This window comes from Exiguobacterium sp. 9-2 (genome assembly GCF_036287235.1).
Taxonomy (GTDB): Bacteria; Bacillota; Bacilli; order Exiguobacteriales; family Exiguobacteriaceae; genus Exiguobacterium_A.
Genome location: NZ_CP142850.1, coordinates 792,825 through 807,056 on the forward strand (window position 1 = coordinate 792,825; position 14,232 = coordinate 807,056).

Annotated in this window: 16 protein-coding genes; 14 read left to right on the forward strand and 2 right to left on the reverse strand. The window is 47.6% G+C overall.

Going from position 1 to position 14,232, the window contains the following annotated elements:
* The first annotated feature begins 60 nt into the window (after positions 1–60).
* From yqeH to VJ374_RS04135, 9 genes are all read left to right on the forward strand, one after another.
* On the forward strand, positions 61–1,170 hold the full coding sequence (gene yqeH / locus VJ374_RS04095; RefSeq protein ID WP_023467421.1) for a ribosome biogenesis GTPase YqeH: 1,110 nt from the start codon (positions 61–63) through the stop codon (positions 1,168–1,170).
* A complete protein-coding gene (aroE, locus tag VJ374_RS04100; RefSeq protein WP_329470253.1) occupies positions 1,170–1,958 on the forward strand; it encodes a shikimate dehydrogenase in 789 nt (262 codons plus the stop codon). Before yqeH ends, aroE begins: the two co-directional genes overlap by 1 nt.
* Positions 1,959–1,960: 2 nt before the next feature.
* Positions 1,961–2,254, forward strand: coding sequence for a ribosome assembly RNA-binding protein YhbY (gene yhbY / locus VJ374_RS04105; RefSeq protein ID WP_023467424.1), 294 nt, complete (start codon positions 1,961–1,963; stop codon positions 2,252–2,254).
* Positions 2,251–2,820 (forward strand): nicotinate-nucleotide adenylyltransferase, encoded by a 570-nt coding sequence (gene nadD / locus VJ374_RS04110; protein ID WP_290786518.1) that lies wholly within the window; start codon positions 2,251–2,253, stop codon positions 2,818–2,820. Before yhbY ends, nadD begins: the two co-directional genes overlap by 4 nt.
* Positions 2,810–3,385 (forward strand): bis(5'-nucleosyl)-tetraphosphatase (symmetrical) YqeK, encoded by a 576-nt coding sequence (gene yqeK / locus VJ374_RS04115; protein ID WP_056060051.1) that lies wholly within the window; start codon positions 2,810–2,812, stop codon positions 3,383–3,385. Before nadD ends, yqeK begins: the two co-directional genes overlap by 11 nt.
* Complete coding sequence (gene rsfS / locus VJ374_RS04120; RefSeq protein WP_023467427.1) at positions 3,382–3,729, forward strand: ribosome silencing factor; 348 nt, start codon at positions 3,382–3,384, stop codon at positions 3,727–3,729. Before yqeK ends, rsfS begins: the two co-directional genes overlap by 4 nt.
* Positions 3,729–4,457, forward strand: coding sequence for a class I SAM-dependent DNA methyltransferase (locus VJ374_RS04125; RefSeq protein WP_035409303.1), 729 nt, complete (start codon positions 3,729–3,731; stop codon positions 4,455–4,457). The genes rsfS and VJ374_RS04125 overlap by 1 nt, the downstream gene beginning before the upstream one ends.
* 229 nt (positions 4,458–4,686) lie before the next feature.
* Positions 4,687–5,295, forward strand: a complete 609-nt coding sequence (locus tag VJ374_RS04130; RefSeq protein ID WP_056060054.1) for a helix-hairpin-helix domain-containing protein — start codon at positions 4,687–4,689, stop codon at positions 5,293–5,295.
* Positions 5,295–7,457: a DNA internalization-related competence protein ComEC/Rec2 gene (locus VJ374_RS04135; protein ID WP_329470258.1), complete on the forward strand. Its 2,163-nt coding sequence runs from the start codon at positions 5,295–5,297 to the stop codon at positions 7,455–7,457. Before VJ374_RS04130 ends, VJ374_RS04135 begins: the two co-directional genes overlap by 1 nt.
* Before the next feature lie 36 nt (positions 7,458–7,493).
* Here VJ374_RS04135 and VJ374_RS04140 read toward each other — a convergent pair whose 3' ends face one another.
* Positions 7,494–7,655: a YqzM family protein gene (locus VJ374_RS04140; protein ID WP_023467431.1), complete on the reverse strand. Its 162-nt coding sequence runs from the start codon at positions 7,653–7,655 to the stop codon at positions 7,494–7,496.
* A gap of 100 nt (positions 7,656–7,755) precedes the next feature.
* Between VJ374_RS04140 and holA the strand changes: the two genes are divergently transcribed.
* Entirely contained in the window at positions 7,756–8,757 is a 1,002-nt protein-coding gene (gene holA / locus VJ374_RS04145) for a DNA polymerase III subunit delta (RefSeq protein WP_023467432.1), read from the forward strand.
* A 12-nt stretch (positions 8,758–8,769) separates the two neighbouring features.
* The gene (locus VJ374_RS04150; RefSeq protein ID WP_329470260.1) at positions 8,770–9,213 is read left to right on the forward strand and encodes a GNAT family N-acetyltransferase; all 444 of its coding nucleotides are present in this window, start codon (positions 8,770–8,772) and stop codon (positions 9,211–9,213) included.
* A gap of 126 nt (positions 9,214–9,339) precedes the next feature.
* On the opposite strand, the gene rpsT is transcribed toward VJ374_RS04150, so the two are convergent.
* Positions 9,340–9,600 (reverse strand): 30S ribosomal protein S20, encoded by a 261-nt coding sequence (rpsT, locus tag VJ374_RS04155; RefSeq protein WP_023467434.1) that lies wholly within the window; start codon positions 9,598–9,600, stop codon positions 9,340–9,342.
* Positions 9,601–9,832: 232 nt separating this feature from the next.
* Here rpsT and lepA point away from each other — a divergent pair, with 232 nt between their 5' ends.
* The 3 genes from lepA to hrcA all read left to right on the forward strand — a co-directional run bounded on the left by lepA (position 9,833) and on the right by hrcA (position 14,221).
* Positions 9,833–11,656: a translation elongation factor 4 gene (lepA, locus tag VJ374_RS04160; protein WP_056060060.1), complete on the forward strand. Its 1,824-nt coding sequence runs from the start codon at positions 9,833–9,835 to the stop codon at positions 11,654–11,656.
* A gap of 58 nt (positions 11,657–11,714) precedes the next feature.
* Entirely contained in the window at positions 11,715–12,860 is a 1,146-nt protein-coding gene (hemW, locus tag VJ374_RS04165; protein WP_035409292.1) for a radical SAM family heme chaperone HemW, read from the forward strand.
* Between the two features lie 326 nt (positions 12,861–13,186).
* Positions 13,187–14,221, forward strand: a complete 1,035-nt coding sequence (gene hrcA, locus VJ374_RS04170; protein WP_035409289.1) for a heat-inducible transcriptional repressor HrcA — start codon at positions 13,187–13,189, stop codon at positions 14,219–14,221.
* Positions 14,222–14,232 lie beyond the last annotated feature (11 nt).

Genomic DNA, 14,232 nt, shown 5'->3' on the forward strand with positions numbered 1-14,232 from the left:
GAGCAGGGCGCTACGGTGAAAAGAGAAGGGAAATCATTCCCGCATGCGGCTCAACATAATATGATCGAAGAAATCCACTGCGCTGGTTGTGGTGTCGCCATTCAAACGGAAGACACAAAAGCACCAGGATACGCACCTAAATCTGCACTTGATCGTGAAATGGTCATTTGCCAACGTTGTTTTAAATTAAAGCACTACAATCAAATTCAAGATGTATCTTTATCCGACGATGATTTCGTTAAAATCTTAGACGGAATTGGTCAAAAAGATGCACTTGTCGTTAAAATCGTTGATATCTTCGATTTTAATGGAAGCTGGTTACCGGGATTACATCGGTTTGTCGGAAAAAATGATGTCTTACTCGTCGGGAACAAAGCCGATTTATTACCGAAGTCATTGAATCCGAACCGTCTCATGAACTGGATGCGTCAAGCATCGAAAGAACTTGGATTACGTCCAGTTGACGTTCATCTGATCAGTGCGAAAAAAGGTCACGGGGTCGATGAACTCGCTGAGAAAATCGATTATTATCGAAAAGGACGCGACGTCTATGTCGTTGGTTGTACGAATGTCGGGAAATCGACCCTGATCAACCAAGTCATCAAACGTTTCGGTGAAGAGGATGAGGCCGTCATCACGGTCAGTCACTTCCCAGGAACGACACTAGATTTAATCGACATCCCACTTGACGATAACTGTAACCTGTATGATACACCGGGGATCATTAATCATCACCAAATGGCTCACTACGTTGATGCGAAGGACTTGAAGCTGATCACACCGAAAAAAGAGATCAAGCCGCAAGTCTTCCAAATCCATCCGCAACAGACGCTCTTCTTTGGAGGTCTTGCGCGATTGGACTATATGGAAGGGAACAAGCGTTCATTCGTCATCTATATGTCGAACGAATTGAAAGTTCACCGGACGAAGCTTGAAAAAGCAGACGATCTATATGCGAACCATAACGGTGAGCTGTTGTCTCCGCCGAACGAAAAGACGCGTGAGATGCTACCTCCGCTCGTCCGTCATGAATTCAGTCTTCGCGACAACATGAAGACGGATATCGTCTTCAGTGGACTCGGGTGGGTTGCGGTTCATGGAAAAGGTGGACGTGTCGCTGCTTATGCCCCGAAAGGTGTCGCTGTATCTTTACGTGAGGCGCTCGTCTGATGCGCTTTGCCGTCATCGGTCATCCGATTGCCCATTCACTTTCACCTGAGCTGCATACAGCTTGGCTGGAAGCGGCTGGGCTTTTCGGCTGTTATGACCTTATCGATGTAACGGAGCATGAATTGCCACGAATCATTACGAAATTACGTACACATCAGCTAGATGGAATCAATGTGACGATTCCCTATAAGACAGCAATCATTCCGTACCTGGATCGGCTGGAGCCGGCAGCTCAAAAAGCGGGTGCCGTCAACACGGTATACTGGAAGAATGGGCAGTTGATTGGTGCGAATACAGATGGAATCGGATTCGTCCGTGCGTTGACAGAACGTCGTCCGTCATTTCAAAAGACACTTGTCCTTGGTGCGGGCGGTGCAGCACGAGGAATCATTGCTGCGCTACCGGGAGATGTGACGCTCACGAACCGCACAGAAGAACGCTCTAAGGCGGTTGCCGATGAATTCGGAACACACGTTTTGCCATGGCACGAAACATTTGATTTAACGAGTTACGACGTCATCATCAATACGACCTCTGTCGGGATGGCGCCACATGTCGAAGCACGTCCGATTGAATTGACAGAGACGAACGCTTTGATTTGTGATATTATTTATCGACCGACGCCGACCCGTCTATTACGTGAAGCGACTGAAAAAGGTCTCGACACACTCGACGGCGTCCCGATGTTCGTCTTACAAGCGGCTGAAGCATTTGAACGTTTCACCGGACAAGCACCTGATCTCGCACTTGGCGAGCAGGTGATACGAAAGCAATTGGAGGAATTTTAATCATGTTAACAGGTAAACAAAAACGTTTTTTACGCGCGACAGCTCACGATTTAAACCCGATTTTCCAAGTCGGTAAAAATGGAGTCGGTGAAGCGATGTGCGCTGATTTGATGGATGCGCTCGAAAAGCGGGAGCTCTTGAAAGTACAAGTACTACAAAATTGTGCGGACGCACCAAAGGATGTCGCACAAGAACTCGTCGCAGGAACGAATGCTGAACTCGTTCAAGTCATCGGAAAAGTCATCGTTCTCTATAAAGAATCAAAAGAGAACAAGACGCTCGAATTGCCACGATGAAAATCGGACTGATGGGCGGAACGTTCGACCCTCCGCATATCGGTCATCTCCTGATTGCCGAACAAGCGCAGGAACAACTCGAACTTGATGCGGTCTGGTTTTTACCAGCGAATGTACCACCGCATAAACAACGTACTGTCACAGACGCAACTAAGCGTCTCCGTCTTGTAGAAGAAGCAATTGCATTGAACCCTGCCTTCTCTGTCTCTGCGATTGAATTTGAGCGAAAAGAACCTTCCTATACGTATGATACGATTCGTGCACTCAAGCACCGATACCCGGAGCATGAGTTTCTGTTTCTGATCGGCGCAGATTCACTCGTTAGTCTCGATACGTGGTATCAAGCTGAACGGTTATACGAGGAAGTCGTCTTTGGTGCCGTCGCTCGACCGGGAAGTCGGTATTTGATTCCGTGTGGTGCCCGTGTGAAAGCGGTCGATATGCCATTATTAGAAATTTCTTCGACGGATATCCGGCAACGGGTCGCGCGCGGACGGAGCATTCGCTACCTTGTACCGGAAGCCGTTCGACAACGGATTGAGGAGTGGAATCTATATGCGCCTTGAAGAAGCACGTCAAATCATTGAAAACACATTACCTGAGCGACGCTATGTGCATACGTTAGGTGTCGTCGAGACGGCACGACACTTGGCTCTTAAATATGGTGTTGACGAAGAAGAAGCAACACTTGCTGCCATGCTCCATGATTATGCAAAATACCGCGATACGAATGAGATGCGTTCGATTGCCGTTGAATTGAATCAACGGATCTTACTCGACTATGATGACGAACTACTTCATGCGCCAGTGGGTGCGGAGCTTGTGCGTCGAGAACTTGGTCTTGATTCAGACGTGATTTATCAGGCCATCGCGAATCATACAACAGGGGCACCTGGTATGCCGTTGCTTGATCAAATCATCTTCGTCGCGGATGCGATTGAGCCGAATCGTAGTTATTCGGGTGTCGAAGTGCTTCGTGAAGTAGCCGAACAGGATTTGACGGACGCCGTCATCGCAACACTCAGTCAGACGATTCATTTTTTATGTACAAAACAAGCTATCATCTTCCCGCGAACGATTGAGACCTATAATGCCTTCGTCGCGGCCAAACGAAAGGGGACCGTCCTATGACAGTCGAACAAGAATTACAATTAATCGTAAATGCCATCGACGATAAACGTGCTGAAGATATCGTCGTCCTGAATATGTCGAGCATCTCACCAGTTGCCGACTATTTCGTCATCTGTGAAGGAAATTCAGAAAAACAAGTACAGGCGATCGCGCGTGAACTCAAAGAAGTCGCGCACGAACATAACCTGCCGATCAAACGCCTCGAAGGATTCGATGCGGCACGTTGGGTGTTGGCGGATCTTGAAAACGTCGTTGTTCATGTCTTCCACCGTGACGATCGTGATTACTATAACCTCGAAAAACTATGGGCAGATGCTCCAAAGGTTGAAGTCGAGGTCAACTAATGGCATACGAACAGTTCGCCTACATCTATGATGAATTGATGCAAGACGTCCCTTACGATCAATGGGTTGACTGGGTCAAAGCATACGTTCCGATTGGAAGTACGATTGCTGATATCGGATGTGGAACGGGTACGGCGACGCTTGCATTAGCAGCCCACTATGAGATGCTCGGGATCGATTTATCTGAAGAGATGCTCGAAGTCGCGCAGGAAAAAGCGATGGAAGAAGGATTGACTATTCAATTCTGGGCGCAAGACATGCGCGAAATCGAATTGCCGACACCTGTCGATGCCGTGACGATCCTATGCGACTCCTTGAATTATCTCCAGACGGAAGAGGATGTCAAACAGACGTTTACGCATGTAGCAGCGATTCTAAAGGAGGGTGGACGTCTCTTATTTGATACACACTCCCCTTACAAAATGGAGACGCTGTTCAATGGGAAGACGTACGCGACACATGCGGAACAAAGCTCGTATATCTGGTTCGCGGATCCTGGTGAAGCGCCGCTTTCTGTCGTCCATGAACTGACATTCTTCATCGAGGAGGAGGATGGTCGCTATGAGCGTGTCGATGAAACGCATCATCAGCGGACGTATCCTCCGGCACAATACGTAACATGGTTACGCGAAGCCGGATTCCGGGTTCTCGCGGTCACAGGCGATTTTGGACCGGACGCTCCTTCTGAGACAGTCGAGCGGATCTTCTTCGTTGCCGAAAAAATGTAAAAGTGATTTCATCCGTCTTCTTTTAGCGATACACGTTCGTGTTGCTTGAAGGAGACGGATTTTTTTGTTCGTGAAACAGATGCTAATTCAAAGTAACGGTATGGATGGTAGGACTTTCATCCGACGAAACACCGCAGGATCGTGCTGTAAAGAATGGTTAGTGCGTATTCCTTCGTTTCCTGAAGTCTGTAGTGACCTGTTAGAGTCGTGGGAAAAGGAGGGATTCGTCTTGACCGTTCCACGTTTGCAACAGATAGCAGGTCTCGTCGTCGTCCTGCTGCTCATCATTTTATTGTTCGTACCATTACCCTCTTGTTCAAATGAAGCGATGGTCGATCAACCGTCCTTAACGGATAAACAACAAGAGGCAAAAGCAGAGCCAGCAGAAAAGGATACCTCGATTCGTGACAAACTCATCATGGTCGACGTAAAAGGAGCAGTAGAAGCGCCTGGACCTTATCAATTCCATTTGGGTGATCGAGTGAAGGATGCAATCGAAAAAGCAAAGACGACTGCGAAAGCTGACATTCGACAAATGAATCTCGCGGCACGTCTCATTGATGGACAGGAAGTCATCGTGCCGGTAAAAAAGACGAAAGATCAGTCGAAACCAACGAAACGCTCAAAAGCAGAGATACCGAAAGGATTGATTGACCTCAATGCGGCAACGGCGGAACAGTTGATGGAGGTTCCGGGAATTGGTCCCGCCAAAGCAGAAGCGATCTTAGCCTATCGTGAGGAGAAGGGGGGATTTGCGACATATGAATCACTCGGAGATGTGAAGGGCTTTGGGGAAAAGACGTTAGAATCGCTTAAATCCTACCTGATCGTCTACTGATGCCACTTCATGTGCTGTTCGTCCTCTTACTCATCGTTGCCATCAAAGAATCGATTTGGTGGTTAGTGCTCCTCATGCTCTTCGCTGTCTTGAAATCATGGTCTTTTTCAATCGGTCGTCTCTTTTTTCTGTTCATTCTGAGTTGCCTATTCATCGGAATGGGTCATCTGTCACCTGAACCGCATGACGTCTCGTCTGTTGACATCTTGTCAGGGAAGCGTAATGGGGATCGAATTCGTTATGAGGCAGAGAGTAACGGTCAATCGGTTCTATTGACGGCAACGATTACGGAAGAAGAAACAGGATACGAACGAATCGGGCACTCCTGTCGCGTAAATACGGAACCGCTCGATGTCCGCCAACAATCGAATGCTGGAGGGTTTGATGAACAGCAATTCATGCATACACATCGTTACGCTGGAAAGTGGGAAGTCCGTTCATTTGATTCCTGTCATCCGACACCTGGGTATGCGGCAGAAGGAAGACGGGTACGTGAAGTATGGTTAAAGCGGATCGAAGAATTGTTACCACAAAAGCAAGCATTCTACGTCGAAGCGCTTGTGTTTGGTGAGGATCGACTAATGGATCAAGTGACGCTCGAACGGTTTAAGAAATTCGGCTTATTACATGCAATCGTCATCTCAGGATCACATATCGCTTTTTTAGTATTTAGTCTGCTGTATGTCTTACGAAAAATCAGAATGACAAAAGAAAAACGACTCGATATCGTTCTTATCTTACTGCCGATTTACGGATGGTTGACGGAGTGGAGCCCTCCAGTCACACGAGCTGTTCTTGTCGCGATCATTCTGTTGCTCGGTCGTCGTTTCCACAAACCGTTAGATCCGGTGGAGGTCATTGCAGGGGTAGCGGCTTTTCAATTGGCGATTCAACCGACTGTCATTTACGATATCGGATTTCAATTGACGGTCGGACTGACGCTGTTTCTTGTGCTGTCGAGACGACTAATGGGTTCGGTTCGTCGTCCTTGGAACTGGCTGCTGATCAGTGCTTGGGCACAGTTTGGAACACTCCTCTTTTTGCAGGGTATTGAACAGACGACTGTTTCAATTTGGTCGCCATTGTTGAACCTATTGATTGGTAGCTGGATTGAATGGGTGATTCTGCCGGGATCGTTCATTCTCGCGACACTTCCGTTCTTACCGATTCGTTCAACGTTTCAGATCGCGCATCAGTATGCGATTCAATGGATGGATCAAGTGTTACGACTGGCGGAGGATTTACCGTTGGCGATGGTTGCCGTTCCGGCATTTTCTCCGATCGTCTTGACGATCGTCGTTGTCGGAATGGGAATCGCTTGGTTCATTGCTGAGCGGAGATGGTGGGGGCATGGTCTCCCGTTGATCCTTTTACTTGCGGCATGGGGCTACACGGAGTGGCGCGCACCTGAGCAAGTCACGTTTTTAGATGTTGGGCAAGGCGATAGTATCGTGCTTGAGAAAGCAGGAGAGACATTCGTCGTGGATAGCGGTGGCGTTTATCAACAAACGACGCATCCACTGCTCCGTCCGTTTGATCCAGGTAGTCATATCGTCGCTCCCTTTTTATTCACACGAGGAGAAGCCGAAATTGACGGTCTGATCGTGACACATGCTGATCACGATCACGTCGGTGGACTTCTAGGTGTACTGCGCCAAGTTCGCGTGAAAACCATTTATTTAGGTGCATATGACAACATGGATGAGAAGCGAAATGATTTGATTCGTTCCATCGAAGCCACTGGAACGCGTGTTGAGTTCGTTCAAAAGGGACAAACGATTCGTCCTTGGTTACAGGTACTTGCACCAACTGGACGAAAAGAAGAAGAAAACGATCGGTCTATCATATTACTCGCACAGATTGCCAAGCAACGTGTTTTACTGACAGGCGACGCTGGACTAGCAATCGAAGACGAGTTAAAGATTGGTCCGATCGATATTCTAAAAGCAGGTCATCATGGTTCGAACACGTCGACCGGTGAAGAACTCTTACGAAAGACGAATCCGAAGATTGTCATCTTGTCAGTCGGACGAAAAAATCGATACGGGCATCCACATCCGGACGTCCTCGAACGAATCGGGACAGATCGGATCGTCTTTCGAACGGATGAGGACGGGAGTGTAACTTGTTCTTCAGCGGGCTGTGAACCTATGATAAAATAAAAAAACAGCAACCCCCCAAGGTTGCTGTTTTACTGATTATAGACTTAAGAACTTAATTGCGACACCGATGATGAACAAGACTGCGAAGAAGCCGAATGATGCACCAAAACCAACGGCAGAGTCGAGCGCATCGTTGCGTTTTGATTGAATATCGTTCTCGAACGCGTTTTCACTTGGTGGGCGTACTGAATGTGCCATGCTGCATTCCCCCTTAATAGATTCCGCTTCTAGTATAGCGGAATAAAAGAGGATTATCTATGATGAAGTTAAGAACAAACTGTGAAATGTGGTGGGAATGATGAAAACTCCTTGGCTCGTCAACGGAAAATTAGCGAATTTATACTTATTATATGGAACGGAACGACATCTGTTAGAAGAATGGGAACGTGAAATCGTGAAAGCGGCTCTTCCGGACGGAGAACGCTTTGATTATATGAAAATCGATTTGAACGACCAACCGCTTGATGCGGTGCTTGATGAAGCAGAGACGGTGCCATTCTTGAGTGACTACCGTGTCGTCGTTGCAAAACCTGCAACGTTTCTGACAGGAGCAAAAGATAAAAAACAACATAACCTCGAACGGTTAGCAGATTATATCCTACAACCGGCAGACTATGCGGTCGTTGTCTTGATTGTCGAAGCAGAAAAGCTCGATGAACGAAAAACCGTCGTTAAACGATTGAAGGAGCGCGCGACGGTGCTGGAGGCGAAAAAACCGACGACCGAAGAGCTGTTCCGCTTCGTCCTGGATGCCGTCAATGACAAAGGGTACCGGATGGAACGTCCGGCGATCGAGCGGCTTATTTTCCTGACTGCTGAGATGTGGGGGACATTAGCGCACGAACTGGAGAAGTTGATGTTGTTCGCAGGAGATCGACCGACGATCGAAATCGAGGATGTCGATTTGTTGGTTCCGCGGACATTAGAGGACAACGTTTTTCAATTAACGGACTACTTGATGAAGCGTCAACTCGAACCAGCAATCCGTTTGATTCGCGACCTTGAAAAACAGGGACAGGAAGTGTTGGCCCTTCTTGGGCTGATGGCACGCCAATACCGGATGATGCTGTTATCGAAACGATTAGCAGAACAAGGATACGGAGAACGACAAATCGCATCGAAAGTCGGAGCCCATCCCTATGCGATCAAATTGGCATTACAATCTGCGAAGCGGTTTACCTTTGCGCAGCTCGAGCAAGCACTCATCGCCATCACGACCACGGATGAAGGCATGAAGACGGGGCGCGGTGATAAGAAGATTCTATTCGATGCGTTGATCGTTCGCTTAGCGACACTATAGAGGAGGAGAATGATGATGGAAGTCCAGCTCATAACAGCAGAAGAAGTCATCCCATTACGGCATGAAGTGTTGCGTCCGCATCAACCACGTGAAGCGTGTGTTTATCCAGACGATGCGCGTGCCTCGACGTTTCATCTCGGCGGGATAAAAGCACAACAAATTGTCGCGATCGGTAGTTTCTCGGAACAATCACATGCACAAGCGCCAGGAGCGACGTACCAACTTCGTGGCATGGCGTCGAGTGAACAAGTGCGTGGTGAAGGATATGGTCGGGCGCTGATCGAAGAAGCCCGTCGTCTCTTGAAAGAACGACAAGTGACAGCTTGGTGGTGTAACGCCCGCGTTACGGCCCTTCCTTTTTATGAGCGTCTTGGACTAGAACGTGTTGGAGAACCCTTCCTCATTGAAGGAATTGGTATTCACTATGTCATGATCGACCGTCTAGACGACAACTAAGACAGCAAATGGCGGACGAAGGAATCGTTTCACACGAGTCCTTCGTCCGCCATTTCAGATCATATAAAAAATCGCCACTGGAGATACCTCCTAGTGGCGACCCATCACCGTATTCTTCGGAAAGAATTAAAGTGCGTTTACGAGTTTAGCGAGACGTGATTTGTCACGACCAGCTTTGTTGCTGTGGATGAGACCTTTAGCAGCAGCTTTGTCGATTTTTTTAGAAGCTGTAGCGAAAGCAAGGACCGCTTGGTCTTTGTTACCTTCAGCTGCGAAAGTTTCGACTGCTTTAATCGCTGAACGCATTGCCGATTTACGTTGTACGTTAGCGACGCGGCGTTTTTCAGCTGTTTTAACGCGTTTGATTGCTGATTTAATGTTAGCCATGGATGATTCACCTCCAATAAAACTCATTCGAGATTTATATTCGCATATCTGCAGTTATCGTTCAACAGAACAAACACAATTGTAGCAAACGTTTTTCTTAAAAGCAATACGACGTCTAGGGAATCTTCACATTTTGTTTTTCGGGTAAAACAAAACGAGATAGTACAGTGAAGCGCTTTTTGGTATAATGAACCGTATGTACGTTTGAAAATAAGGTAAGGTGACTCTAAACATGACGAATGAAGACCGTTTAAAGCGGCAGAAGAGTATTCGTAACTTCTCGATCATTGCCCATATCGATCACGGGAAGTCGACACTCGCTGACCGAATTTTAGAAAAAACTGGCGCGTTGACATCGCGCGAAATGAAAGATCAGACACTTGATGCCATGGAGCTCGAACGTGAGCGTGGCATCACGATTAAACTCAACGCTGTTCAATTGAAGTATACAGCAAAAGACGGGGAAGATTACATTCTTCACCTCATTGATACACCGGGACACGTCGACTTCACATATGAAGTCTCGCGTTCACTGGCAGCTTGTGAAGGGGCTGTCCTCGTCGTCGATGCGGCGCAAGGAATCGAAGCGCAGACGCTTGCGAACGTTTACTTAGCACTCGACAACGATCTCGAAATCCTCCCGATCATCAACAAAATCGATTTGCCTTCTGCAGACGTCGAACGCGTCCGTCAAGAAATCGAAGATGTCATCGGACTTGATGCGTCTGAAGCCGTTCCGACATCCGCGAAAGCCGGAATCGGAATCGAAGAAATTCTCGAACAGATCGTCGAGAAAGTACCAGCTCCGACGGGTGATCCCTCTGCACCGCTTGAAGCATTGATCTTCGACTCGTACTATGATGCGTATCGTGGTGTCGTTGCCTCGATTCGAGTCGTCAACGGAACAGTTAAGGTTGGCGATAAAATCCGAATGATGTCGACAGGTAAGGATTTCGAAGTCCTTGAACTTGCTGTTGCAACACCAAAACCATTACGTCAGCAAGAATTGACAGTTGGTGATGTTGGAACGTTGTCGGCCTCGATCAAAACGGTCGGCGATGTACGTGTCGGGGATACGATTACGCTCGCGAAACAGCCGGCTGCTGAAGCACTGCCAGGATACCGAAAAATGAATCCGATGGTGTACTGTGGACTCTATCCGATCGATGCTGCGAAATACAATGATTTACGAGAAGCACTTGAAAAACTGCAACTCAGTGACGCGGCGCTCGAATTCGAACCAGAGACTTCACAAGCACTCGGATTCGGATTCCGTTGTGGATTCCTCGGGATGCTCCACATGGAAATCATTCAGGAGCGGATCGAACGTGAGTTCAACATCGATATGATCACGACGGCACCGTCCGTTATCTATCACGTGACGACGACAGCGGGTGAAGTCTTGCATGTTGATAACCCATCGAAGATGCCGGATCAGCAAAAAGTTGAATTCATTGAAGAGCCGTTCGTTAAGGCTGCTGTCATGACACCGAATGATTACGTTGGTGCAATCATGGAGTTGTGTCAGAAGAAACGCGGAACATTCGTCGATATGCAATACATCGATACGACACGTGTCAAAATCACCTATGAATTGCCGTTATCTGAGATCGTCTACGATTTCTTTGATCAGTTGAAATCGAGTACAAAAGGATATGCGTCACTTGATTATGAATTGATCGGCTATCAACAGTCGCGTCTCGTCAAGATGGATATCCTTCTTAATAACGAAAACGTCGATGCGCTCAGCTTCATCGTTCACCGTGACTTCGCGTACGAACGTGGAAAGGTCATCGTTGATAAGCTGAAGGAATTGATTCCGCGGATGCAGTTCGAAGTGCCGATTCAGGCAGCAGTCGGAACAAAGATTGTCGCGCGTTCGACGATTAAAGCATTACGGAAGAACGTTCTCGCGAAATGTTACGGGGGAGACATCTCTCGGAAACGGAAGTTGCTCGAGAAGCAAAAAGAAGGTAAGAAACGCATGAAGATGGTAGGCTCAGTAGAGGTACCGCAAGAAGCCTTCATGTCCGTTCTATCTATGGACGAAGATTAAACAGGTGGGGGGCGCTTGCGTCCCCTTTTTGGTTTTTATAGAGAAAGGATGAGGCGAAATGGGAATACGCGCCGCATATGTCCACATCCCTTTTTGTGAACATATTTGTTACTACTGTGATTTCAATAAAGTCTTTTTAAAGAATCAGCCCGTCGATGAATACCTCGATGCGCTTGAACGCGAAATCGAACTGACGCTGAAACAATATCCGACGGATCATCTCGAGACGATCTTCATTGGTGGTGGCACACCAACTGCTTTGAATGAACCACAGATGCAACGTTTAATGGAAATCATTCAAAAGCATTTGTTGCCACTAACAGGTGACGATTTAGAGTATACGGTCGAGTCGAATCCGGACGGTGTATCGGAAGAGAAACTTGATATCATGAAGACAGGTGGTGTCAATCGTGTCAGTTTCGGTGTCCAATCGTTTGACGATGGTTTGCTCGAACGCATCGGTCGAACGCACCGGGAAGCGAAAGTCGCGCAGACGCTCGATGCAGCAGCGAAACGATTTAATAACATCTCCGTCGACTTGATGTTCGGATTACCGAATCAGACACTCGATCAGGTCCGCTACGACGTTACTCGGGCGCTACAATTACCGATTACGCATATTTCATCCTATTCATTGATTTTAGAACCACACACGGTTTTTGCGATTCAAGAGCGAAAAGGAAAACTACCGCTACCGACGCAAGATCTCGAGGCAGAGATGTATCAAGTGATGATCGAAACGATTGAAGCAGGTGGTTATGCACAGTATGAGATCTCGAACTTCGCAGAAGTTGGAAAAGAGAGTCGGCATAATCGCGTCTACTGGGAAAACGATGAGTACTACGGATTTGGTGCAGGCTCACATAGCTATATCAATCAGACGCGTCGTGCGAACATCGCACCGATTCCGCACTATATCAAGGCGGAAGGGTTACCGGTTCGAAAAGAGACGCCGTTGACGAACGTTGAGCGGATGGAAGAAGAGATGTTCCTCGGTCTTCGAATGAAGGACGGCGTATCGCTCGAGCGTTTCCAGGAGAAGTATGGAGTAGCGTTTAAAGATGTATTTGGTGAAGTCATGAAACGGTTGTTGCCAAACGGTCTCGTCGAGCAGACGGAGACACATATCCGTTTGACGCCAGCCGGAATTCCGCTAGCGAACGAAGTCTTTGCAGAGTTCATTGGTGAAGCGCAAGTACAATGACATAAGAGTAGCTGAAATCAATGAAAATGAGAGAATCGGTGTTTCCCAAATGTGGAACACCGCTTCTCTCATTTTTTCGACTTCCTTAAAAAATACGCAGTCGTTCCGATGACCGCGATGAACAGCCAGACAAAGACTCCCGCCATTGCCAATAATTCAATCATCCGATTCATCCTTTCCGTTCTTTGTTTCACTGTATCGCAGAATGGGAAACTGTTCAAAGGGTCACGCAATTCGGTTGACATCGGGCGGACAATTCCTTATAGTAAAAGATGTAATTAGCACTCGTTAAAAGTGAGTGCTAACAAAATAAGGTGGTGAAGAAGGTGCTGACGGATCGTCAATTGTTGATTTTACGTGCAATCGTCGATGATTATATCAAGACTGCTCAACCCGTCGGCTCACGGACGCTCTCAAAACGAGACGACGTGACGTTCAGTTCCGCGACCATTCGTAACGAGATGGCGGACCTCGAAGAGATGGGTCTGATTGAAAAGCCACACACTTCCGCAGGACGGATTCCTTCCGAACTCGGATATCGTTTTTATGTCGACCATCTGATTCGTCCGGAAAACATCACACCAAAAGAAGCACAGGCATTGAAGTCACTCTTTGCCCATTCCGTGAATGAGAATGATCGGTTGATTCGGCACACAGCAGACCTGTTGAGTGATTTAACCCATTACACGACACTTGTACTTGGACCAAAAGAAGACGGACAACGACTGCATCATCTAGAATTAATTCCTCTTGCCGAGGGTCGTGTCGTCATCGTTCTCGTCACAGAGACGGGACATGTTGAACACAAGACATTGCAATTGAATCAAGCGTTGTCCCAGGAAGCAGCGAGCCGACTGATGGAACGTCTGAACCAGACGTTGCGCGGTACGCCGCTCTCAGCCTTACGCAGTCGTCTGCTTGAGGAAATCCGTCGCTTCCGTTCAGAGCATTCTGAGCAGACGGTATTGCTCTCGAAAGCACTTGATCTCGTCTTGACGGATCAAGAGGAGCGACCGTTCATTTATTTGGGCGGGAAAGCCAACATGTTCGATCAGCCTGAATTTCAGGACGTCGCAAAACTACGACCTGTTCTCGAACTGATCGAACAGCAAGAAGCTGTTCTCGATTTCCTACGACCGAATCTCGATAATCAAATCTTGATTACGATCGGGAGTGAGAACAATATGGATGCATTAAAAGATTGTAGCGTCATCCGGGCCCATTATTCGGTCGACGGTGTCTCAATTGGGACACTCGCATTGATCGGACCGAAACGGATGGATTACAACCGGGGAATCAACTCGATCATCCATCTACTTCAAGCATTCCAAACCGAATTGCATAAGAACAATTTGGATTGAATATAGAAAGG

Excerpts from the sequence above, each read along its gene's own strand:
- yqeH (WP_023467421.1), top strand. The coding sequence starts at position 61 with ATGATCGAAGAAATCCACTGCGCTGGTTGTGGTGTCGCCATTCAAACG.
- aroE (WP_329470253.1), top strand. The coding sequence starts at position 1,170 with ATGCGCTTTGCCGTCATCGGTCATCCGATTGCCCATTCACTTTCACCT.
- yhbY (WP_023467424.1), top strand. The coding sequence starts at position 1,961 with ATGTTAACAGGTAAACAAAAACGTTTTTTACGCGCGACAGCTCACGAT.
- nadD (WP_290786518.1), top strand. The coding sequence starts at position 2,251 with ATGAAAATCGGACTGATGGGCGGAACGTTCGACCCTCCGCATATCGGT.
- yqeK (WP_056060051.1), top strand. The coding sequence starts at position 2,810 with ATGCGCCTTGAAGAAGCACGTCAAATCATTGAAAACACATTACCTGAG.
- rsfS (WP_023467427.1), top strand. The coding sequence starts at position 3,382 with ATGACAGTCGAACAAGAATTACAATTAATCGTAAATGCCATCGACGAT.
- VJ374_RS04125 (WP_035409303.1), top strand. The coding sequence starts at position 3,729 with ATGGCATACGAACAGTTCGCCTACATCTATGATGAATTGATGCAAGAC.
- VJ374_RS04135 (WP_329470258.1), top strand. The coding sequence starts at position 5,295 with ATGCCACTTCATGTGCTGTTCGTCCTCTTACTCATCGTTGCCATCAAA.
- VJ374_RS04140 (WP_023467431.1), bottom strand. The coding sequence starts at position 7,655 with ATGGCACATTCAGTACGCCCACCAAGTGAAAACGCGTTCGAGAACGAT.
- holA (WP_023467432.1), top strand. The coding sequence starts at position 7,756 with ATGAAAACTCCTTGGCTCGTCAACGGAAAATTAGCGAATTTATACTTA.
- VJ374_RS04150 (WP_329470260.1), top strand. The coding sequence starts at position 8,770 with ATGATGGAAGTCCAGCTCATAACAGCAGAAGAAGTCATCCCATTACGG.
- rpsT (WP_023467434.1), bottom strand. The coding sequence starts at position 9,600 with ATGGCTAACATTAAATCAGCAATCAAACGCGTTAAAACAGCTGAAAAA.
- lepA (WP_056060060.1), top strand. The coding sequence starts at position 9,833 with ATGACGAATGAAGACCGTTTAAAGCGGCAGAAGAGTATTCGTAACTTC.
- hemW (WP_035409292.1), top strand. The coding sequence starts at position 11,715 with ATGGGAATACGCGCCGCATATGTCCACATCCCTTTTTGTGAACATATT.